This window comes from Caballeronia sordidicola (assembly GCF_000729995.1).
GTDB lineage: Bacteria > Pseudomonadota > Gammaproteobacteria > Burkholderiales > Burkholderiaceae > Caballeronia > Caballeronia sordidicola_A.
The window spans coordinates 153,256-172,900 of record NZ_JNFG01000001.1; the positions used below are offsets into that span (position 1 = coordinate 153,256).

At 61.1% G+C, this 19,645-nt stretch carries 22 protein-coding genes and 1 pseudogene; 14 read left to right on the plus strand and 9 right to left on the minus strand.

Annotated features, from left to right (window positions below; all coding sequences use genetic code 11):
* Positions 1-170 precede the first annotated feature (170 nt).
* Positions 171-782, plus strand: coding sequence for a group III truncated hemoglobin (locus tag FH08_RS0100650; RefSeq protein WP_419177972.1), 612 nt, complete (start codon positions 171-173; stop codon positions 780-782).
* Positions 783-874: 92 nt separating this feature from the next.
* Here FH08_RS0100650 and moaE read toward each other — a convergent pair whose 3' ends face one another.
* The 3 genes from moaE to glp are packed head-to-tail and all read right to left on the minus strand — an operon-like array spanning position 875 to position 2,908.
* The gene (gene moaE, locus FH08_RS0100655; protein ID WP_031356458.1) at positions 875-1,354 is read right to left on the minus strand and encodes a molybdopterin synthase catalytic subunit MoaE; all 480 of its coding nucleotides are present in this window, start codon (positions 1,352-1,354) and stop codon (positions 875-877) included.
* 1 nt (position 1,355) lies between these two features.
* On the minus strand, positions 1,356-1,613 hold the full coding sequence (gene moaD, locus FH08_RS0100660) for a molybdopterin converting factor subunit 1 (protein WP_031356459.1): 258 nt from the start codon (positions 1,611-1,613) through the stop codon (positions 1,356-1,358).
* A 50-nt stretch (positions 1,614-1,663) separates the two neighbouring features.
* Entirely contained in the window at positions 1,664-2,908 is a 1,245-nt protein-coding gene (gene glp, locus FH08_RS0100665) for a gephyrin-like molybdotransferase Glp (RefSeq protein WP_031356460.1), read from the minus strand.
* Positions 2,909-3,239: 331 nt separating this feature from the next.
* On the opposite strand from glp, the gene FH08_RS0100670 reads away from it, so the two are divergent.
* The 6 genes from FH08_RS0100670 (at position 3,240) to FH08_RS0100700 (ending at position 8,536) form a co-directional block, all read left to right on the plus strand.
* Complete coding sequence (locus FH08_RS0100670; RefSeq protein WP_031356461.1) at positions 3,240-3,785, plus strand: NUDIX hydrolase; 546 nt, start codon at positions 3,240-3,242, stop codon at positions 3,783-3,785.
* Positions 3,786-3,800: 15 nt separating this feature from the next.
* Complete coding sequence (gene aat / locus FH08_RS0100675; RefSeq protein ID WP_031356462.1) at positions 3,801-4,550, plus strand: leucyl/phenylalanyl-tRNA--protein transferase; 750 nt, start codon at positions 3,801-3,803, stop codon at positions 4,548-4,550.
* A gap of 269 nt (positions 4,551-4,819) precedes the next feature.
* Positions 4,820-5,692: an arginyltransferase gene (locus FH08_RS0100685; RefSeq protein WP_031356463.1), complete on the plus strand. Its 873-nt coding sequence runs from the start codon at positions 4,820-4,822 to the stop codon at positions 5,690-5,692.
* 119 nt (positions 5,693-5,811) lie between these two features.
* On the plus strand, positions 5,812-6,852 hold the full coding sequence (locus FH08_RS0100690) for a quinone-dependent dihydroorotate dehydrogenase (RefSeq protein ID WP_031356464.1): 1,041 nt from the start codon (positions 5,812-5,814) through the stop codon (positions 6,850-6,852).
* A 131-nt stretch (positions 6,853-6,983) separates the two neighbouring features.
* Positions 6,984-7,775, plus strand: a complete 792-nt coding sequence (locus FH08_RS0100695; protein WP_031356465.1) for a cystine ABC transporter substrate-binding protein — start codon at positions 6,984-6,986, stop codon at positions 7,773-7,775.
* Between the two features lie 101 nt (positions 7,776-7,876).
* Entirely contained in the window at positions 7,877-8,536 is a 660-nt protein-coding gene (locus FH08_RS0100700) for an amino acid ABC transporter permease (protein ID WP_031356466.1), read from the plus strand.
* Between the two features lie 39 nt (positions 8,537-8,575).
* Here the strand turns inward: FH08_RS0100700 and lepB are convergent, their stop codons facing one another.
* From lepB to FH08_RS0100735, 6 genes are all read right to left on the minus strand, one after another.
* Positions 8,576-9,277, minus strand: a complete 702-nt coding sequence (lepB, locus tag FH08_RS0100705) for a signal peptidase I (protein WP_031356467.1) — start codon at positions 9,275-9,277, stop codon at positions 8,576-8,578.
* Positions 9,278-9,365: 88 nt separating this feature from the next.
* A complete protein-coding gene (locus FH08_RS0100710) occupies positions 9,366-10,346 on the minus strand; it encodes a Gfo/Idh/MocA family protein (protein ID WP_031356468.1) in 981 nt (326 codons plus the stop codon).
* A gap of 376 nt (positions 10,347-10,722) precedes the next feature.
* Complete coding sequence (locus FH08_RS0100715; RefSeq protein WP_031356469.1) at positions 10,723-11,490, minus strand: FadR/GntR family transcriptional regulator; 768 nt, start codon at positions 11,488-11,490, stop codon at positions 10,723-10,725.
* Between the two features lie 358 nt (positions 11,491-11,848).
* Entirely contained in the window at positions 11,849-13,417 is a 1,569-nt protein-coding gene (locus FH08_RS0100720; protein WP_051887585.1) for a mannose-1-phosphate guanylyltransferase/mannose-6-phosphate isomerase, read from the minus strand.
* Between the two features lie 653 nt (positions 13,418-14,070).
* Positions 14,071-15,177, minus strand: a complete 1,107-nt coding sequence (locus FH08_RS0100730) for a glycosyltransferase family 4 protein (protein ID WP_031356471.1) — start codon at positions 15,175-15,177, stop codon at positions 14,071-14,073.
* Between the two features lie 329 nt (positions 15,178-15,506).
* Positions 15,507-16,037 (minus strand): GNAT family N-acetyltransferase, encoded by a 531-nt coding sequence (locus FH08_RS0100735; protein ID WP_031356472.1) that lies wholly within the window; start codon positions 16,035-16,037, stop codon positions 15,507-15,509.
* 225 nt (positions 16,038-16,262) lie between these two features.
* Here FH08_RS0100735 and FH08_RS50150 point away from each other — a divergent pair.
* The 7 genes and pseudogenes from FH08_RS50150 to FH08_RS49250 form a co-directional block, all read left to right on the plus strand.
* Positions 16,263-16,491: pseudogene (locus tag FH08_RS50150) on the plus strand (acyl-CoA dehydrogenase); the annotation flags it as partial.
* A gap of 257 nt (positions 16,492-16,748) precedes the next feature.
* On the plus strand, positions 16,749-17,759 hold the full coding sequence (locus tag FH08_RS0100745; protein ID WP_235210250.1) for a DUF1839 family protein: 1,011 nt from the start codon (positions 16,749-16,751) through the stop codon (positions 17,757-17,759).
* Positions 17,760-17,802: 43 nt separating this feature from the next.
* Positions 17,803-18,066, plus strand: a complete 264-nt coding sequence (locus FH08_RS49235) for a hypothetical protein (protein ID WP_152602694.1) — start codon at positions 17,803-17,805, stop codon at positions 18,064-18,066.
* Positions 18,050-18,511, plus strand: a complete 462-nt coding sequence (locus FH08_RS49240; RefSeq protein WP_152602695.1) for a hypothetical protein — start codon at positions 18,050-18,052, stop codon at positions 18,509-18,511. Before FH08_RS49235 ends, FH08_RS49240 begins: the two co-directional genes overlap by 17 nt.
* Positions 18,508-18,837, plus strand: a complete 330-nt coding sequence (locus tag FH08_RS51575) for a hypothetical protein (RefSeq protein WP_152602696.1) — start codon at positions 18,508-18,510, stop codon at positions 18,835-18,837. The genes FH08_RS49240 and FH08_RS51575 overlap by 4 nt, the downstream gene beginning before the upstream one ends.
* On the plus strand, positions 18,773-19,159 hold the full coding sequence (locus tag FH08_RS49245; protein ID WP_152602697.1) for a hypothetical protein: 387 nt from the start codon (positions 18,773-18,775) through the stop codon (positions 19,157-19,159). Before FH08_RS51575 ends, FH08_RS49245 begins: the two co-directional genes overlap by 65 nt.
* Before the next feature lie 88 nt (positions 19,160-19,247).
* The gene (locus FH08_RS49250; RefSeq protein WP_051887593.1) at positions 19,248-19,481 is read left to right on the plus strand and encodes a hypothetical protein; all 234 of its coding nucleotides are present in this window, start codon (positions 19,248-19,250) and stop codon (positions 19,479-19,481) included.
* The last annotated feature ends 164 nt before the right edge of the window (positions 19,482-19,645 follow it).

The following is a 19,645-nucleotide window of genomic DNA, read 5'->3' on the forward strand; positions in this document are numbered from 1 at the left end:
GTTCGGCGATACATTGCTAGTTTATTCTGTTTCCGTGAAACACCTGCTGTGCGTGAAATGTTACTGATTTGCTAGTCCGGCGGGTCGAAATTGCATCCACCGATTCGAGAGCCGCTATCAGCATTGCGCCAGCCAGACTAAATCCCCACCGAATCCTGTCATCGAATTTTATGAGCAAGCCCGTGATTGAGTCCTCCAGCGAGCCGGACCCCGAGCTGAATCCCCTACCGACGCCATTCGTCCGCGCCGCGGAACCGGATGAAACCAATATCCGGGAACTGGTCGACGCGTTCTACCGGTGCGTGGACGATGACCTGCTGCTCGGCCCTATCTTCGCCCGTGAACTCGACGGGCGCTGGGACGAGCATCTGGCGAAAATGACGACGTTCTGGTCAAGCCTCGTGCTTGGAACGAAGGGGTACAGGGGCAACGTTCAAGAGGCGCACCGGCCTCTCGGCGCTATTGAACCCCAGCACTTCGCCCGCTGGCTCACGCTTTTCCTCGATACCGTCAACATCCGCTACGAACCCGCCGCAGCCGTGCAGTTCATGGAACCGGCGCTGCGCATTGCGCAAAGCCTGCAACTCAGCAAATTCGGCTGGGACTATGCCATTCCGGACGCGCAAGTCGCTTTGTTGGCGTCGCTCAAGCGCCTGCGCACAGGCGGCAGCGGGAACGCGCCTGCAACGAAAATGCCCGACCGGAGCCACGGCAAATCCTTTCCAGTTGGGCTGTCGGGCGTTGAAAACGACAAACCACGCGACGAATCAAGCGACTCATAGACGGCACATAAACGGCACATAAGCGAGGATTCCCGGTCTGCCTGTGACTCAGCCGAACGGAGCGCCGCTTGCTGCCGCTTAGCCCCAGTTTCCTACGCCCCTGCCGCTTTTCGCGATCCCAGATCCCATCGCGACAGCGCGGCGTCGTCGGATTCGCGGGCATCGACCCATTTCTCGCCGTGTTCTGTCGTTTCCTTCTTCCAGAATGGCGCCTGCGTTTTCAGATAATCCATCACGAACGCACACGACTCAAACGCTTGCGCCCGGTGCATCGCGGTGGTCACAACCAGCACGATCTGGTCGAGCGGCAGGAGTTTTCCCACGCGATGCACGATCAGCACGTCCGAACCCGGCCACCGTTCACGAGCCTGCGCCGCAATACCCTCCAGCGCCTTTTCGGTCATGCCGGGATAATGCTCCAACTCCATTGCCTGAACGGTTTGGCCCTCGTTCAAATCCCGCACCGTGCCGACGAAACACGCCACCGCGCCCACCTTGGGGTTGTCTGCGCGCAACGCGGCGACTTCCGTGCTGAGATCGAAATCGGCTTCCTGCACGCGTACCCGGGTCATCTCAGCCTCCCGTGACTGGCGGGAAGAACGCGACTTCGCAGCCTTCCGTGATGCGTCGCGACGGATCCGTCATTTCGTGGTTGCAGGCCATGCGCAACGAGCGGCCCTCGGCGAGCGTTTCCGCCCATGCACCGCCGCGCGTGCGCAACCACGCCCGCACGTCGCCGACACTGGACACGCTGTCCGGCACATCCACGCTCTCGTTCGCCACGCCCAGCGCTTCGCGCACACCCGCAAAAAACCTTAATTCGACTTTCATGATTGCCGCCCACACAAATTCAACACAAATTCAACGCAACTCAACGCAACTCAACGCATCAATTCTGAAAACGGGATAAACCGCACGCTCTCGCCGGCCTGGATAGCGTGATTCGGCGGGTTATCGATCAGACCGTCGCCCCAGACTGTGGATGTCAACACAGCCGAGCTTTGATTCCCGAACACCTCCAGGCCACCGGCTTCGTTCACGCGGGCACGCAGGAATTCATTACGCCGGTCACCCTTCTTCTGCGTGAAATCGGCGCGCATGGAGTAGACGCGCGGCTCAACCGCTTCGGCGCCCGCCAGCCGCAGGATAAACGGCCGCACGAACAGCAGGAACGTGCAGAAACTGGAAACCGGGTTCCCGGGCAATCCGATGAAAAACGCCTCACCGCTGTTTTCCAAGGCCGATTGATCCACCGACTCGCGCCGCACCGCACCGAAAGCGAGCGGCTTGCCGGGTTTCATCGCGATCTGCCACATGGAAATGCGCCCTTCAGCCTCCACCGCCGGTTTCACATGATCCTCCTCGCCAACCGAGACTCCACCGCACGCGAGGATCAGGTCATGATCGCGCGCGGCCTGCCGCAGGGTCTCGCGGGTTGCGTCCAGCCGGTCGGGCACGATACCGAGGTCGGTTACGTCGCAACCCAGCTTCGCGAGCAACGCACGCAGCGTGAAACGATTCGAGTTGTAGATCGCACCGGGGCGCAACGGCTCGCCGGGCATGGTGAGTTCGTCGCCGGTAAAAAACACCGCCACGCGTACTTTGCGCACCACGTCGAGGGCAGCGCTTCCCACCGATGCCGCGAGTCCCAGCGCCTGCGGCGTAAGCCGCGTGCCGGCAGGCAGAATCACGGAGTCGCGGCGGATATCAGCGCCTTGCTGGGTGATCCATTCACCCTCCGGCGGCACGTTCGAGAACGTCGCACCGGCAGTGTCGGCACGGACCATTTCCTGCATCACGATGGTGTCCGCACCCGGCGGCACCGTGGCCCCGGTAAAGATGCGCGCGACCGTGCCTGCAGCCAGCGGCTCGACCGTCTGGCCAGCCGGCACACGCTGGGACACGGGCAGCGTCACGGAGTTCGCATCAGACGCGCCGGCGAGATCCGCGGCCCGCACCGCGTAGCCATCCATGGAGCTGGTGCGCATGGGCGGGACGTCGAGCGGCGACACGACCGCTGTGGCCAGCACGCGCCCGAGCGCTTCGAAGGTATCGACCGTTTGCGCGCCGTCCACCCGGCGCGCGGCCGCCAGCAAGGTAGCGAGCGCGTCGGCGGTGGACAGCATGGGCGGGCGTGGAGCGGCGGGCGTGGTGGACATCGTCGGGGGAGTTGTATTAGCCGTGGGACGGCAAAATGGTGAAATGGTGAAATGGTGAAATGGTGGAATCGTGAAATGGTGAAAAGGGGCAGCGCAAAAAACCGTTGCACCCGAAGCACTTATTGTAGCGAGAAGCCGGCCGCACGCGTCCGCCCGGTTGTGCCCAATCCGGGCTCATCGGCCATCCGGACAAGTGCTCGGCAATCGCCCACCCCGGCCCTTCTTCGATAGGCGCCCGCGCTGCCTCGCTGACCGGGCTCGGTGATACACTCGCACGACACTTTCAGACTTCTCCTCTATGAAATTCTGTTCCGTCTGCGGCCACGAGGTCAGCCTGAGCATTCCGCCTGGCGACAACCGCCAGCGCTACGTCTGCGCTAATTGCGGTACGGTGCATTATCAGAATCCGCGCAATGTGGTCGGGACCGTGCCGGTCTGGGACGACAAGGTGCTGCTGTGCCGGCGCGCGATCGAACCGCGCTACGGCTATTGGACCCTGCCGGCGGGTTTCATGGAGATGGACGAAACCACCAGCGAAGGCGCGTCGCGCGAAACGCTCGAGGAAGCTGGCGCACGCGTCGAAATCCAGAGTCTCTTCACGCTGCTGAACGTGCCTCACGTGCATCAGGTGCACCTCTTCTACCTGGCACGGCTGCTGGATCTGGACATCGACGCCGGAGAGGAAAGTCTCGAAGTGAAGCTCTTCGACGAGAGCGAGATCCCCTGGGACGAAATCGCCTTCCCGACAGTCGGACAGACGCTGCGCTTCTTTTTCGCCGACCGCGCTGCCGGCAACTACGCGCTGCATACCGGCGACATCTTCCGCTCGCTGCGCGAAGGCTGAGCGCCCCCGAGAATCATGGTTCCATGGCTCGCCTCCGACGATCCGTTCCCTCCCGTCGAGCGCGCGCTCGGCGAGGCAAGCGGCGCGCCCGGATTACTCGCGGCCAGCGCTGAATTGCAGAGCAGCCGTCTGGTGGACGCGTATCAGCGCGGCATTTTTCCGTGGTATTCCGATGGCCAGCCGGTGCTCTGGTGGAGTCCCGATCCGCGCATGGTGCTGATTCCCGACGAATTCAAAGTCTCCGATTCGCTGCGGAAAACCTTGCGGCGCGTGCTGCGCGAGGCGTCGTGGGAAATTCGCGTGGACGATGATTTCGCCGGCGTGATGCGTGCGTGCGCCCAGACGCCGCGCGAAGGCCAGCGCGGCACGTGGATCACGGCGGATATCGTGGAAGCGTATTCCTCGCTGCATCGCGAAGGACGGGCGCACAGCATTGAAACGTGGTTCGAGGGCAAGCGCGTGGGCGGTCTTTATGGCGTGTCGTTCGGGCGCATGTTTTTCGGCGAATCAATGTTCGCGCATCGCACCGATGCCTCGAAAATCGCGCTCGCGGCGCTCATCGGACACTTGCGCCACCATAAAATAGAGATGATAGACTGCCAGCAGAACACGTCGCATCTGGCGTCCCTGGGCGGCCGGGAGATCTCCCGCAAGACATTTGTGAGACATCTGCGCGGGGCAGTCGGCGAACCGCCGGTCCCGTGGGGCTTCGACAAAACCGCGCTGCTCGAGACGCTTCGGCCACCTGTGTTGCCGCCTGAATGAACAAGTCGCCTATGAACGCGGCGGTTTTGAAAAGCGGCTGTTTTGAACGAGGTCCGGAACACCAGCCGATGCACCCTTTGGTATTCGCGAACGAATCCTGAGATATCGAACGTGATGGTTAGACGTGATGCAAAGCACGCAAGATAAAGATAGCGAAACAGATAGCGACACAACCGAGGTTTTCCGCCCTGCATCGAACCGCTGCGGCACGGTTGGGGCGGTCAACGAGATAGACGCGAAGATAGACGCTTAGAACGAGAGCTGCCAACGTGACTCACCCCAATGAGCTGCCGCTTTCTCCGCTTTCGGCGTTGCAATTCTATGCAACGGCGCCGTACCCCTGCAGCTATCTGGATGGACGCATTGCGCGCTCCCAGGTGGCAACGCCCAGCCATCTGATCAACTCTGACGTCTATACCGAACTCGTCAAGGCGGGTTTCCGGCGCTCCGGTGTGTTTACCTATCGGCCGTATTGCGACGGCTGCCGCGCCTGCGTGCCGGTGCGCGTGGCCATCGACCACTTCAAGCCGAACCGCACCCAGCGGCGTATCTGGAAGCAGCATGGCGGGCTGGTGGCGAGCGTCGCACCGCTTCACTACGACGAAGAGCATTACGCGCTCTATATGCGCTATCAGTCGGCGCGGCACGCGGGCGGCGGCATGGATCGCGACAGCCGCGACCAGTACGAGCAATTTTTGCTGCAGAGCCGGATCAACTCGCGCCTGGTGGAATTCCGCGAACCGGTGCGCACCGGCAATCTCGACGACTCCGATACCAGCCTGTCCGGCAGCCTCGTCGACGATCCGCCGGAACGCGGCACGCTGCGCATGATCAGCATGATCGACATTCTCGGCGACGGACTTTCGTCGGTTTACACATTCTTCGAGCCCGGCCTGCCGCACACCAGCTTCGGCACCTACAACATCCTGTGGCAGATCGAGCAGGCGCGCAGCCTGGATCTGCCCCACGTCTATCTCGGATACTGGATCCGTGAGAGCGACAAAATGGCGTACAAGGCCAATTTCCGGCCGCTGGAGGGCTTGATCGACGGCCACTGGGATCTTCTCGATCCCACTACCATGCACTCCGCCGGAACGCCGCCCATGCCCGGCAAAATGCCTTTGGACAGACCGCGGCGCTAAAGGCTAAAGCCGGCGCCAGCGAGGCCCTTTTCATCCACTTGTCATCGCTTTTCGGCGCGCCTCCTCAAAGCCGTTAAAATGGCGCGTCTCAATTTACGCCGCTCCGGCCTTTCCTCCTCGTGTTCAGCTCCCTCTACCCGCTCGCCCGCGCGCAACTTTTTCGCATGGATGCGGAAGACGCCCATCACCTGACGCTGCGTATGCTTGGCGCCGCCGGCCGCACCGGCCTGGCCGGCATGCTCGCCGAGCGCGCCGCCGATTCGCCGCGTACCGTCATGGGCCTGAACTTTCGCAACCCGGTCGGGCTGGCCGCTGGGCTGGACAAGGACGGTGCCTGTATCGACGGGCTGGCGTCGCTCGGGTTTGGATTCATCGAAGTGGGAACGGTCACGCCGCGCGCGCAGCCCGGTAACCCACGCCCGCGCATGTTTCGCCTGCCTGACGCACAGGCGCTGATCAACCGGCTCGGGTTCAACAACCGCGGTGTCGATCAGTTCGTCGAGAACGTCAAGGCTGCGCGATATCGCGGCGTGCTGGGGCTGAATATCGGCAAGAACGCCGATACCCCCATAGAACGCGCCGCCGAAGATTATTTGTATTGCCTCGAGCGTGTCTACCCGTTCGCGAGCTACGTAACGATCAACATCTCGTCGCCGAATACGAAAAACCTGCGCCAGTTGCAAGGCGCCGGCGAACTCGACGCGCTGCTCGGCGCGCTGAAGGACAAACAGCAACGGCTCTCCGACATGCACGGCAAGCTCGTACCCCTCGCGCTGAAGATCGCCCCCGATCTCGACGATGAGCAGGTCAAGGAGATTGCCGCCACCCTGCTACGCCACAAGATTGATGGCGTGATCGCGACCAACACCACGCTGTCGCGCACCGCGGTGACGAACATGAAACACGGCGATGAAGCCGGCGGTTTGTCGGGCAAGCCGGTATTCGAAGCATCGAATGCCGTGATCCGCAAATTGCGCGCGGAGCTGGGCAGCGAGGTGCCGATCATTGGCGTGGGCGGCATCATGTCGGGCGACGACGCGCGCGAGAAACTCGCAGCGGGTGCGTCGCTCGTGCAGATCTACACCGGCCTGATTTATCGCGGCCCGGCGCTCGTGACGGAATGCGTCGAAGCGCTGGCCCGCACGAGCGCAGCTGCGTGATGCGTCTTTCTTATTCACCACGCTTGGGCTCATATCCACATGAGCAAACGATCTGAAAAAGGGCATTGCGTTTTAGCACTCATCGCCGCACTTCAGATCACTGACAAAAACCAGTACAAAGGCAAACATTCATGAAACTCTCCCTCCTCAAGAAAGTGCTCGTGGCAGGCTTGATCGGCGCATCGCTCTCGGCCGTCGCCCACGCGGAAGACCTGCTGGATTCGGTCAAGCAACGCGGTACGTTGCGCATCGGCCTGGAAGGTACGTTCCCCCCGTTCAACTCGAAGACCCCGCAAGGTGAACTGGTCGGATTCGACGTGGATATCGCGAAGGCGGTTGCAGCGAAGCTCGGCGTGAAGCCTGAGTTCGTGACGACCGAATGGAGCGGCATCATTGCGGGCTTGCAGGCTGACAAGTTCGATGTGATCGTGAACCAGGTCGGCATTACCGATGCCCGCAAACAGACGCTCGATTTCTCGCCGGCCTACACGTATTCGAATGCGCAACTGATTCAGCGCAAGGACGATACCCGGGACTTCAAGACGCTTGAAGACCTGAAGGGCAAGAAGCTCGGCGTGGGTCTGGGCACGAACTACATGGACATGGCGAAGGCTGTGCCGGGTATCGATGTGAAAACGTATCCGGGCGCACCCGAGTACTTGCGCGATCTCGCTTCGAACCGTCTGGACGCTGCGTTGAACGACCGCCTGATGCTTGCGTACCTGATGAAGAATTCGCAGTTGCCGCTGCGTACGGGCGCGAATGTGGGCCCGGGCAATCCGTCGGGCATTCCGTTCAAGAAGGGCAATCCGAAGTTCGAGAAAGCCATTGATGACGCGATGACCCAGCTTGAAGCCGATGGAACGTTCACAAAGATCTCGGACAAATGGTTCGGTATCGACGTGACGAAGCCGGCGAAATAAACCCCGGACCCTCAAGCGTTCGGCATCGGGGCGGCTTCTTGAGAGATGCCGCCCTTTGCATTTGATGCCCGCCTCCGACGTTACGCCTACTCAATTCCTCCATGTCCACGACCTCCCTGCTCGTTCAATCCATACCGGCCCTCGCACAAGGCGCCGTCCTGACGATCAAGTTCGCGGTCTATTCGATGTTCTTCGGCCTGATCGCCGGCACGATACTCGCGACGATGGGCATCAGCCGAAACCGCACGCTGGTCGGCATAGCGCGCGTTTATGTGAGTGTGATGCGCGGGACGCCGCTGTTGGTGCAGATCTTCGTGATCTATTACGGACTGCCGAGCCTGGGTATTTCGCTCGATCCTACGCCGGCGGGGGTCATCGCGTTGTCGGCGAATGCGGCGGCTTATCTTTCCGAAAGCATGCGCGGCGCCATCCTCGGGATTCAGAGCGGACAGTGGCTCGCGGCTTATAGTCTGGGCTTGTCGAGGATGCAGACGCTGCGCTATGTGATTGGTCCGCAGGCACTGCGGATTGCCGTGCCCAGTCTTTCCAATAGCCTGATCAGCTTGATCAAGGATACGTCGCTGGTTTCCGTGATTACGGTGACCGAATTGCTACGTAGCGCGCAGGAAGTGATTGCCGCGACGTATCAGCCATTGCCGTTGTATCTTGCTGCCGCCGTGGTGTATTGGGTGCTGTGCAGCGTGCTGGAAGTGGTGCAGCGGGTGTTTGAACGGAGATTGGCGTTGCCGGGGAGGCATTGAGAAGGGGGCGTTCACGCTCAGCGTTCCGGCGCCGCTCCCTCAGGACCTGTCGACCGGTGCGACCGCCCCATCGAGCTTCGCCCCGAACCTGTCCATTCGCGGCATATGATGCCGATCCGGGTCCAGGGAATATGCAACCCGACGGGCCCTTCCCATCAATTCATTGCGGGGGAAAAATCCAAAATACCGTGAATCCGCGCTGTCGTCGCGGTTATCCCCTAGCATCAGATACTCGCCCTTAGGCACCGTCACGGGCCCAAACGAACGCCGCGGACTCGGCGCCAGCACCGACAACCTCACCACATGCGTAACATGCCCGAGCTTCTCGTCGAGATACTCGCCGGGCGAGGACGCATCGCCCTCCACTCCCGTGATATCGACCGGCTGATAACCCGCCCGCTTGCCATCGATATAGAGCACGTTGTCGCGCATGGCAACCACATCGCCAGGCACCCCGATCAGCCGCTTGACGATCAATTCATGTGCCGCCGATGAATCCACCGTCACAATGTCCCCACGCTGCGGATCATGCAGATGCGCAATCGCAATGTGCGTGAACGGAATACGCAGGTCGTACGCCATCTTGTCAACGACGATCCGGTCGCCCTCGCGAATGGTCGGCAGCATGGAACCGCTCGGCACCACATTCCAGTCGGCGATGGCGCTGCGAAACAGCGCCATCAGCACGAGGAAAGCAATCAGGTTCCGATATTCGCGCCAGAGTCGGGGTAACAGTCGCATGGTGGAGAATGCCGGCGGTTGAGGACGACGCAGCTTAACGTTCAAACCTGAAACGACGCTTAAATCAAGTCGACCGATCAGCCCGCGCTCATTCAGTTTCGAAAGGAAACCGCACGCCAAGGTCGCGGCGAGCGGCATCGGTGATGGATATCATCTGCATGGATATGGCATGGCGCATGATCGGGCTCTCTGTCGCGCCATCGCGCAGCAGCTCGCAAAAATGCGCGGTCTCGTAGTTCAAGCCTCCTCCCTCGAACGGTGCATCCAACTCAACGGTGCGGCCATCCACATAACGGATCGTCGCGCGCGCCGGGTTCCACCAGTTCTCGTGGATGGTCACCGTACCGCCGGTCGCAGCCAGCAACGCATCGCCTTTGCCTTGCAGATCCAGCCCGCAGAACAACTGCGCAACGCCGCGTTCATGCCGCACATTCAAGCTCGCGAAAGTGTCCACGCCGGTCTGCCCGACCCGCCCAAAAGTCTGCACCTCGAGCGGTTCACCCAGCCAGTCCACCGCGAGAAACGCTTCGTAAATACCAATATCGAGCAACGCGCCGCCACCCATTTCCATCGAGTACGAGGGGTGCGAAAGCGGCACGTTCGCGATCGAACAACCGGCCCGAACCAGCCCGATTTCACCGACAGGGTCGGTCGCAAGATGGTCGCGCAACTGCCTGTAGAGCGGATAGAACGGCGGTTTCATCGCTTCCATGAACAGCAGCTTCGATGACCGCGCCACGTCGATCATCTCCTGCAACGCCCGCGCGTTGACCGCCGCCGGTTTCTCGCAAAGCACGGCACGTCCTGCCTGGAAAGCACGCAGCGCGTACTGGGGATGGCTGTCCTGCATCGTCGCAATGTATAACGCGTCGATGTTGTCGAGCAGCGCATCGAAGCTCTCATACGCGTTGGTATGAAACTGCGCGGCAAACGCAGTTGCCGTCTCGGGCCGCCGCGACCAGACGCCCCCAAGTGTTGTTCCCGGCACAAAGGCCAGCCCCTCGGCGAACCTGCGCGCAATATGTCCCGCGCCAACGATGCCCCAACGGATCGTGCTCTGTGCGTTCATCTGTCCCGCTCCCTGCGTGCGTGGTGAATAGTCGGCCAAAGCCGGCGATGCGCACATTGTCCCATTGTCCGCCTCGCAAGTGCTCTGGTTGAAACCTCGATGAGGCCGGCATGAGGTCGGCAGAACGCATCGCGTTCCGGTCACAAAGAAAGCTCAAGGGAATACACCGGGAGAGTGTTGTTCGACGAACAGGCCATCAGGCGCCGATGTCAGGCAGGTAGATTGAGTGAAACGTTTGCGTATTTAAAAAACCCGAAAAGGGCGCTGCGCGCCCGGCCACGATGAACGTGACCAGAAACTTCGGGCCAGCTTCGTCACGCCGGAACCATCCCGGACGCGAAGCTTCAGGCGCGTGTCAGGCGCCGGCCGATTCGGATCACCGGCCGGTGGAGGCGCGGGCCGATTCGGATTCGCCGACCGGTGGCGACGAACTGTCCTCGCGGCGTTCAAGCGAAAAAGCCCGCCCGACTTCCTCCGCGGTGACATCGATCAACGTGCTCATCGCGCGCTCGGCCACACCGGCATCATGGGCCTCGATCGCTTCCACCACGTGGCGCTGCGCTTCCAGCGTAGCGTCACGCATGGTCACAATGCCCGCCACGATCGGATAGACCGTCACCAGCGCGCCCCGCACGATAGCCGTCATCTGCTGGAAGAACTGGTTACCGCTCGCGGCCACAATACGCGTATGCAGCGCGACATCCGCGGCCTGATACTCGGGCTCGCTGCCGTTGAGCGACGCAAGCGCGTCGAACGCATCGCGAATCCCGCTCACTTCCTCCGGGGTTGCACGGGCCGCCGCCAACGCGGCCGCGCGCGGCTCGATCAACATTCGAAACTCGATCACGTCGCGCAGGAACGCCTGATCAGGCGTCGCACGGAAGCGCCAGCTCACTACGTCCTCATCGATCAGCCGCCAGTCGCTCATCGGCCGGATCCGCGTGCCCGTCTTGGGGCGCACATCCAGCATGTGACGCGCGAGCAGCATGCTCAAGGCCTCGCGCATCACGGTCCGACTCACGTCGAACTCCTTCGACAAGACGTCCTGCGGAGGCAGGATCGCGCCGTACTTCTGTTCGACGATGCCCGATACGAGCCCGTCCATCACCTTAGCCACCAACGATCGCTCTTTGTTTTCGTCCATCACCCCTCTCCCCTTGCCCTACATTGTGTCCCTGCGCATCCGGCAAGCTGCCCCAAGCTCGCCGAAAGGCCCGGTGAGTTCCGCTGATTCATCAGATTAGTAAAATTGACCTGATGAATCGGCAGCCCTGCGCCGTGCACGATAAATTGCGTGTTCAGTACCGCTAGCGCCAGTCGGAATGTCCCTCTCAAGGGTTATCCCTTTACCTCTGCGTTCTTGCGTCTCGCGGTACTGCTTCGGCAACCGCTGTATTAAGCACTTCTTGATATCTTTTTGATTTAAATGCTTCGTCTAAATGCTTCCTAATGCCCGGTCTCCGTGCTCATTGCCCGGCAAATCGCCATGCCTTCCCCGGTGTTCAGCCTGCTGTCTTCTTCTCGGTCACGCGTCCGTACTGATCGTCGAAACGCACGATGTCATCCTCGCCCAGATACGCCCCCGATTGCACCTCGATCATTTCGAGCGGCGTTTTGCCGGGGTTTTCGAGCCTGTGTTTTGTACCGAGGGGAATGAAGGTGGACTGGTTTTCGCTCACCAGGAAGGTCTCTTCCCCGCGGGTGACGAGCGCCGTGCCGCGCACGACGATCCAGTGTTCCGCACGATGATGGTGCATCTGCAGGGAGAGCCGCGCACCCGGTTTCACCACAATACGCTTTACTTGAAAACGCTCACCATGATCGATGGAGTCATAGAAACCCCAAGGCCGCTGAACCTTACGATGATCCTGCGCCTCCGCGCCTTTGGCGGCTTTCAGGCGTCCAACCATCGTCTTCACTTCCTGCACACGATCCTTCGATGCCACCAGGATCGCATCCGCGGTTTCCACGACGACTACACCCGTCACTCCCACGCACGCCACCAGCCGGCCGTCGGAATGCGCGAAACTGTCTGCTGACCCTTCGAAGATCACACGGCCGCGAGCAACGTTACCGTCGGCGTCCTTGTTCGACATGTCCCATACGGAGTCCCACGCGCCGACATCGGACCAGCCGGCGGCGAGCGGCACCACGACGCCCGGAAACGCCGGCTCGTGCGCAATCCGCTCCATGACGGCGCAATCGATTGAATCGGAGGGGCATGCTTCGAACGCGTCGACATCGAGTTGTGTGAAGCCGTCCTGATGCAGGCCACGTTCAAACGCGATCACGCACGCGGCGTGAATAGCGGGCTGGAAGTGCTCGATGGCGGCAAGCCAGACCGAGGCCCGGCACACGAAAATGCCGCTGTTCCACCAGTACTCGCCGGACGCCAGATACTGTTCGGCAATTTCCCGCCGCGGCTTTTCGACGAACCGTTCAAGCACCCGCGCTTGAGGGGCGCCATCATCTGCAGTTCCCAGGTCCGCGCCGGCCTTGATATACCCGTAGCCTGTTTCGATCTTGTCGGGCACGACACCAAGCGTAACGAGCGCACCATTTGCGGCATGTTCGATCGCCTTGGCGATCGTGCGACGGAACGCATCAAGGTCGGACACGGCGTGATCAGCGGGCATGACCACCATGACCGGGTCGTCGCCGGAGCCGGCCGCCAATGCAGCGAGCGTAAGCGCCGGTGCAGTGTTGCGGGCGCAGGGCTCGAGCACAATGCGCGCTCGGCGGCCATTACGCTCGATCTGCTGGGCCGTCAGCAACTTGTGCTCCGTGCCGCAGACCACGATCAGTTCATCGGCGCTCGCGAAGTGCACCGTGTCGTGGCCATGCGTTGCCACATCAATTCCGTCAAGACTGTCAAGACCGTCAAGACGGCGCAGCGTGGCTTCGAGCAGCGATTCCGCGCCCATGAGTCCGATGAGTTGCTTGGGGAACTGCTGCCGCGATAAGGGCCACAGACGCGTGCCGGACCCTCCGGCGAGAATGACCATTTGTATGCGAACACTCGCCGCGCCCGTCTTGGGGGTGCTGGTAAGCGGATAGTGGGACACGTCCACGGTGACTCCTGAAGCCTGAAGCTGATTGAGGGCCGAACGCGTCTTATAGGTGCGGGCGCGTGAAAAGCACGCATCGATTGATGCGCTATTTAAGCAGGCAAATCTTTTCCGTTGTGTGCGCGTGCGAACGCCCGCACGCTATTCGGTCGATCTGCTGTTCAAGGCACCCGGCGGCCGAGCGTGACCGGGATGCGCGCGTCGCCTATCCGATGGGGCGCGCCCAAGTGAACGACACGACCGAGCTGCGCGGCGGCGTGCATTGCACAATGCCCACCCTGATATTTCCGCCATCGCAAGCACTTCTCCGCCACCGTTACTCCCCCGGGTGTATATGCAAACGCAACCACGTTCCTTGATTTCAAGCCGCAGCCCTGCCGCACCAGCGACAAACACGACACCGTGGTCATCAACCGCGCCGTCTTCGCTGCCTGACTCTTCAAGCTGATCCGCCTCGACGAGCATCTGGTCTACGGTAATGACGAAGTGGATATCGCCGTGCGCGCCGAGGCATTGCCTTGCTGCGGCTCACTGTCCGTCGGACGCGGCTTCGCGGCGTGATCGAATCGCGCGGCCGGTCGTGTACAGCATTTGTTGAAAAGGGCGATCAGGATGAGTTGATCGCCCTTTTCATCTTCCGCAACACAAACGACCCGTCACGCCACCGGCGCACGCCGTGTCGACGGACGGTTTTGTCTGTGTTCACACTGGGAAATTGCTTGTTCATAGACCGCCAGATGTTCCGTGCACACGCGCTGCACCGAAAAGCGCTCCAGATCTCGCTTCGCACGCGCGCCATATTGCGCACGCATCGGCGAATCCATCAGCAACCATCCCAGCTTGGCTGCCAGTTGCATCGGTTCCTGGGGCGCCACGAGCACCCCCGCACCGCCGTTCTCCAGCATCTCCGGAACGCCACCCACCTTCGTTGCGACGATCGCACAACCCGCCTCCCGCGCTTCGCTGATCACCAGCGGCCCGGGTGCCTGATGCGCGGCGAACACGAAGACATCGGCTTCGGCCAGGTACGCACGGGGATCCGCGACGAACCCTGTGAACGTAACATGGTTCGCAATGCCAAGTTGTTCGGCAAGACTTTCCATCAAGCCTCGATCAGTCCCCTCTCCTACCAGATAAAGCTGCGCGTCTTGCGTCTGCCGCACATGCGCAAACGCTTGCAGCAGGTCGGCAATGCCGTTGCGCTCGAACATCGCTGCCACGCACACCACGTTCGGATGCTGCAACTGCAATGGCCGCGGCGGCTGTTGCCCGGTAAAACGCGGGGAACCGATGGTGCCGCTTGTCACTACACTCAATCTGTCCGCCGGCACGCCGCATTCCAGCATGGCGTCGCCTACCGCGTGACTCGCCACGATCACGCGATCACCAAACCGCACCAGCGAAGCGCTTTTCTGGATATCGTGATGGACGGTGGTCACCAGCGCGAAGCGGCGGCGCATGCTGCCGAAGCGCGAGATCAACGCGCCGGTCATCATGTGCGCGTGCACGATATCGGGATTGAAGCGCTCGATCAACCGGCTGAAGCCTGCAATCATGGCCGGCACGCGCCAGGGCTGGCGCGACTGGTGCAGCAGCGAATGCGTGACGCCATGGCGCCGCAGCAACGACTCGAAGGCGCCGCCCGCTGAAGCGACTACGACGTCGTGTCCGGCACGCGCCTGCATGCACGCCAGATCGACCATCGCGTTGACGGTGCCGTTGCCGATGCATTGCGCATGCGTGGCCAGGTGAACGATTTTCATGACTAGATCGGGTTCGAGGTTGAGCGGCGCCTGGGGCGCCGGGGCCCTTCTTTCTATCTGCTTTTGACCAGCGACTACTGCTGGTTACTTCTCTTTCATTCAGTACGAATCGATAGATTCGCGATACACCGACACCACCGGGAGGTTCATCGAACCAACACTCGACATCGATAAATTCTGTGAAGGCGAGGTCGGCATCGTGTTCGTGCAATGCACGGCACCCGCGTCCTCTGTGTCATTTGGAAACGTCCGATGCCGACATCAGGCCCTTGCGGATACGTATTTCAGGAACCTCATGTGCTTTTTGCGCGACTGCGTTCTGGACAACTTCACACTTCTTCGACCATATCGACGAAATCCGCTTCGCCGGCACGCTGGTTCATCCGGCCGTTATGACGGCTCTTGCGTATCAGCCCAATCAAGCGAACCCCGCGCTCGACGAACGGCCCCTCATCCTTGCGAAATCCGAATGCTTCGTAAAATCCGCGCAGGCTCACCGGCGCCAGCAAGCGCACACCACGTCCGGGCCACCGTTCGCCCGCTGCCGCAAGGACACGTGCAATCAGCGCCGCAGCCGTCCCGTCGCCGCGCCGTAGCGGGCTCGTGAGGATCTTGTCCACCACAACCACGTTCGACGCCTCCGGCCCCATGCAGCGTTCGTGCAAGCGCGCATAGGCCATAACGGGCATCGGCCGCGAGATGTCGTCGACTGCAAACACATGGAGGGACGATTCATCGCGCCCGTCCGGGTCCAGATGCACATTGGACTGTTCGACGACGAATACGGCGCTACGCGCCCGCAGGATCAAATACAGCTCCCGTGCGGTGATTTGCTCGAAGTCGAGTGTTTTCCAGTTCATGTGCCCACCCTGCTCCAGATAAAGCCGGCAGCACCGGCTTGTTCAATGTTCATACCTTAAGTCTCCGATCGCATAATTTCCGTGCGCTATCGCACCGACCCAACCCCTTGCCAATTCGTTAAATACGGTCAATCGATCCGCACTCGGCGCATAACGAACTGCGGCGAGAAAAAGCCTGAGGCCAGCCACACGGTATGAGCCTCCAGGCTTCAAAACAAACGTGCGGCAGGTTGCATGAACACGCTGAAGCTCAGCATCTCGTCGACTGCGTTGCAGGTCGTACAGGAGACGCTGATGATCTGCGGCATGGCGGGGGTACCAGAACAACACCGATTACAGCGTCAGGCGTCATCTGCGCGATCTTTTTTCAGCACCGCTGATGATCAGCAACGACCGCATCCAATTGAACACGGCGAACCCGCTGCTTGTGCAGTGCACGCCGGCTACGGGGAAAATCCAGGACATGAATGCGCTAACGGAACACGCGGCCATCGCAGCCGCCAATGCTCAAGATGTGTCCACCTGCCACGCGCCGGACATCACGTTGCGCGATCGTTTGATCGATGCGGGAATCGAGATCGACACCGGCGGAGACGGGTCGGTCAAAGCCTGGCCCGCAGACGTGCGTGAGTTCCTGTGGAACGATACGCAGTCGCCTATCAGCGCCGGCCTCGAGGTACTGTCATGACAGCCGTCCATAGCGACAGCGCGATGGATTCCGGCCGCGAGCGCGCGCGGGTCGTGCAACTGCACCCATCTCCCCTGCGCGTGCGCAAACACCAGTCGCACTCGCTGCATCAGGGCGAACGGGTCTGGGCGGAAACAAACTGCTACGTGGATTTGTGGATCGAGCTGCTGCACGGCTATGGACTTGATCCGCGCGCAGCGCTTGCCTTTACGGTGACGCAAGACTTCGAAGGCGACCAGTTCACGTTCTTCAAGTTTCCGCTGGAAGACCTCGACAAGCTCTACGGTTTGCAGGTCCAGGAACTGGCCATCTACGATTCACTGGAAGACCGCGTGCGCACGCAGACCCAGCGCGGCCATACGGTGCTGGCTGAAGTCGATGCGTTTTACCTTCCCGATACGCGCGCCACGTCATACCGGCGCGAGCACACGAAGACGACCATCGGCGTGGATTACATCGATCCGCGCTCGCACCGGCTTGGTTATTTCCACAACACGGGTTACTTCGTGCTGGACGGCGAGGACTACGAAGGCGTGTTTCGGCGGCTGCCGGAACTCGATGGCCGTCCCGAGCTGCTGTTTCCCTACGTGGAATTCTGCAAGCGCGCCCGGGCGCCGCTGAGCGGCACGGCGCTGGCGGAAGCATCGGCGGATCTCCTGGTGGCGCATTTGCAACGGCGTCCGGCGCGCAATCCGATTGCGCAATGGCGTTCGGTTTTTCCCGAGCATCTCGAGATGTTGTTCGAGCGCGGCCCGGACCACTTCCACCTGTACACCTTCAACGTCATGCGGCAACTCGGCTCGAACTTCGAGTTCATGTCGAGATACCTCGTCTGGATGCGCGAGCGTGGTTTCGCTATCCCTGACGCGATGCCAACAGCCGCGCAACGCATCGCGACCGAGTCAATGGTTATGCAGTTCCGGCTGGTGCGGGCCATTGCTCGTGGCCGGAAGGACCCCTGTCACGAGTGTTTCGACGTGCTGGAAGAGTCCTACGACAAGATCGTGGAACCGCTTGCCGCGCTGATCCGCTAGCAGATAGTCGCTCATCGCCGGCGCCTATGCCACGCCCGCTGCGTTGAGTGCTCGCGGATGGCTAGCCGCGCCCGTGCCGCGCACGGTTGCATCGGCTTGGCGAGAGGCCGGCACGTTCGATCCGCAGACCCCGCAAGTACTCGCTTTTGATAACCATTGGTATCGACTGGTCCTATGCGAAAAAGGGCTGCGCCGACTGCGCATGCACGGACTTGCAACACTTTCGGAAGTCTGGCTCGACAATACAAAACCGCCCGATTCGATGTTCGTCGCGCACGATCTCGACCTGCATGTGGATGGCGATTGATCGCGTGGACCTGCATTCGAGCCTCGATGGCAACGACGGCCTGATCCAACTGACGCTCCGGTTTGTCCATCCGCAACACGAACAGACGGCTCGACTTGTTTGCAACGATGCATCAATAACACTGCAACGGCGCGATACGCAAACGCTTGCGGGCACGTTGCGCGTTCCTGATGCGCCGCGCCGGTGCCCGCATACGCATGGTGAACCGGCCTTGCATCGCGTCGCGCTGGAATTTACTGACAATGAAGTGATCGAGCGTGGGCGCATCGGCTTCAGGGAACTGCGCGTTGACCGCGGCCCGTTGGGCGATGGCTTTCAGCAAATTGAAACGGCGTACCTGTTTTTGCGAGCGGCGCATGCTGGACGCACGCGGATCTCGTATCGTTCAGCGGTTCGCGTGAACAGGCGCAAACGTTTTTCCAGCCCGCTCGTGACGCCGGCATGAACCTCTTGCGAGTGGGCGGCACGATGGTCTATGAGTCCGATGCCTTCTATGCATTGGCGGATGAATACGGACGTTTGATCTGGCAAGATTTTGGATTTGCGAATTTCGACTATCCGACGGATACGGCCTTCACGGCCAGTGTCCAGCGCGAAGCCGAACAATTCCTGTCGCGCACACGGCCTTCGCTTGGCGTTCAATGCTGTGGCAGTGACGCCGACCAGCAAGGGGCCATGCTTGGCCTGCCGCTCGAAGACGCTCGTCGTGCGCGGCGGGATCGTCTGGCAGTTGCAGGACCTGCGGCAGGGTGCGGGCTTGGGTGTAATTGATGCCCTGGGAACGCCCAAAAGCGCTTGGCACGGCCTCGCGCTGGTTTTGCTTCCCATCACAGCACTCATTACCGACGAGGACCTTGACGGCCTCGCTGTGCATTTGATCAACGAGACTGCCGCGCCCATCTACGCCCATCTCGAACTCGCATGCCTTCGTGACGGCGCAACGAAAGTGGCCAGTGCGTGGAAGGAGGTCACACTCGCCGCACTCAGCACGGCGCGTATCCGGGCCTCTGACCCGCTCGGCCAGTTCTTCGACTTCACCTACGCGTACAGAGTCGGTCCGCGCCCACGATGCCACCGTGATTACCTTGCGTGACAAGGTCAGCGGTGACGTGTTGAGCTAAGCATTTCACTTCCCCGAGCGCGCCTTCACGCAGCGCCACGAACTCGGACTCGAGGTTCGCGTGAAGCAAACCGGCAGCGAGAACTGCGCGCTGGTAGTGGGCGCCAAACGTTTGACACGCTGCGTTCATATTGTCGATCCGCGCTATCGCGCGACGCTCGACTGGTTCCATCTTTCACCGCGCCACGAACGCCGTATTCCGCTGATTGGTCGCCAGCGCAGCGCGTCTCATCCGCCAGAAGACGAGGTTCGTGCACTGAACGCAACGTTTTCAATTTATTGCCAGCGCGATTAGAAGGCGATGCTGACCAAGACGAGACGCGTTCCATCAGGCCGTATAAGCGTGTCAAGCGGTGCTGCGAAGCAAATGCGTTCGCTAGCGCACCAAGTTGATAGAACAGTTCTGAATCAATTTTAAAACAACCGACGAATGGTGCCTCCCCCCCTCAACGCACAAGC

Excerpts from the sequence above, each read along its gene's own strand:
- FH08_RS0100650 (WP_419177972.1), top strand. The coding sequence starts at position 171 with ATGAGCAAGCCCGTGATTGAGTCCTCCAGCGAGCCGGACCCCGAGCTG.
- moaE (WP_031356458.1), bottom strand. The coding sequence starts at position 1,354 with ATGACCCGGGTACGCGTGCAGGAAGCCGATTTCGATCTCAGCACGGAA.
- moaD (WP_031356459.1), bottom strand. The coding sequence starts at position 1,613 with ATGAAAGTCGAATTAAGGTTTTTTGCGGGTGTGCGCGAAGCGCTGGGC.
- glp (WP_031356460.1), bottom strand. The coding sequence starts at position 2,908 with ATGCTGTCCACCGCCGACGCGCTCGCTACCTTGCTGGCGGCCGCGCGC.
- FH08_RS0100670 (WP_031356461.1), top strand. The coding sequence starts at position 3,240 with ATGAAATTCTGTTCCGTCTGCGGCCACGAGGTCAGCCTGAGCATTCCG.
- aat (WP_031356462.1), top strand. The coding sequence starts at position 3,801 with ATGGTTCCATGGCTCGCCTCCGACGATCCGTTCCCTCCCGTCGAGCGC.
- FH08_RS0100695 (WP_031356465.1), top strand. The coding sequence starts at position 6,984 with ATGAAACTCTCCCTCCTCAAGAAAGTGCTCGTGGCAGGCTTGATCGGC.
- FH08_RS0100700 (WP_031356466.1), top strand. The coding sequence starts at position 7,877 with ATGTCCACGACCTCCCTGCTCGTTCAATCCATACCGGCCCTCGCACAA.
- lepB (WP_031356467.1), bottom strand. The coding sequence starts at position 9,277 with ATGCGACTGTTACCCCGACTCTGGCGCGAATATCGGAACCTGATTGCT.
- FH08_RS0100710 (WP_031356468.1), bottom strand. The coding sequence starts at position 10,346 with ATGAACGCACAGAGCACGATCCGTTGGGGCATCGTTGGCGCGGGACAT.
- FH08_RS0100715 (WP_031356469.1), bottom strand. The coding sequence starts at position 11,490 with ATGGACGAAAACAAAGAGCGATCGTTGGTGGCTAAGGTGATGGACGGG.
- FH08_RS0100730 (WP_031356471.1), bottom strand. The coding sequence starts at position 15,177 with ATGAAAATCGTTCACCTGGCCACGCATGCGCAATGCATCGGCAACGGC.
- FH08_RS0100735 (WP_031356472.1), bottom strand. The coding sequence starts at position 16,037 with ATGAACTGGAAAACACTCGACTTCGAGCAAATCACCGCACGGGAGCTG.
- FH08_RS0100745 (WP_235210250.1), top strand. The coding sequence starts at position 16,749 with ATGGATTCCGGCCGCGAGCGCGCGCGGGTCGTGCAACTGCACCCATCT.
- FH08_RS49240 (WP_152602695.1), top strand. The coding sequence starts at position 18,050 with ATGTGGATGGCGATTGATCGCGTGGACCTGCATTCGAGCCTCGATGGC.
- FH08_RS51575 (WP_152602696.1), top strand. The coding sequence starts at position 18,508 with ATGAACCTCTTGCGAGTGGGCGGCACGATGGTCTATGAGTCCGATGCC.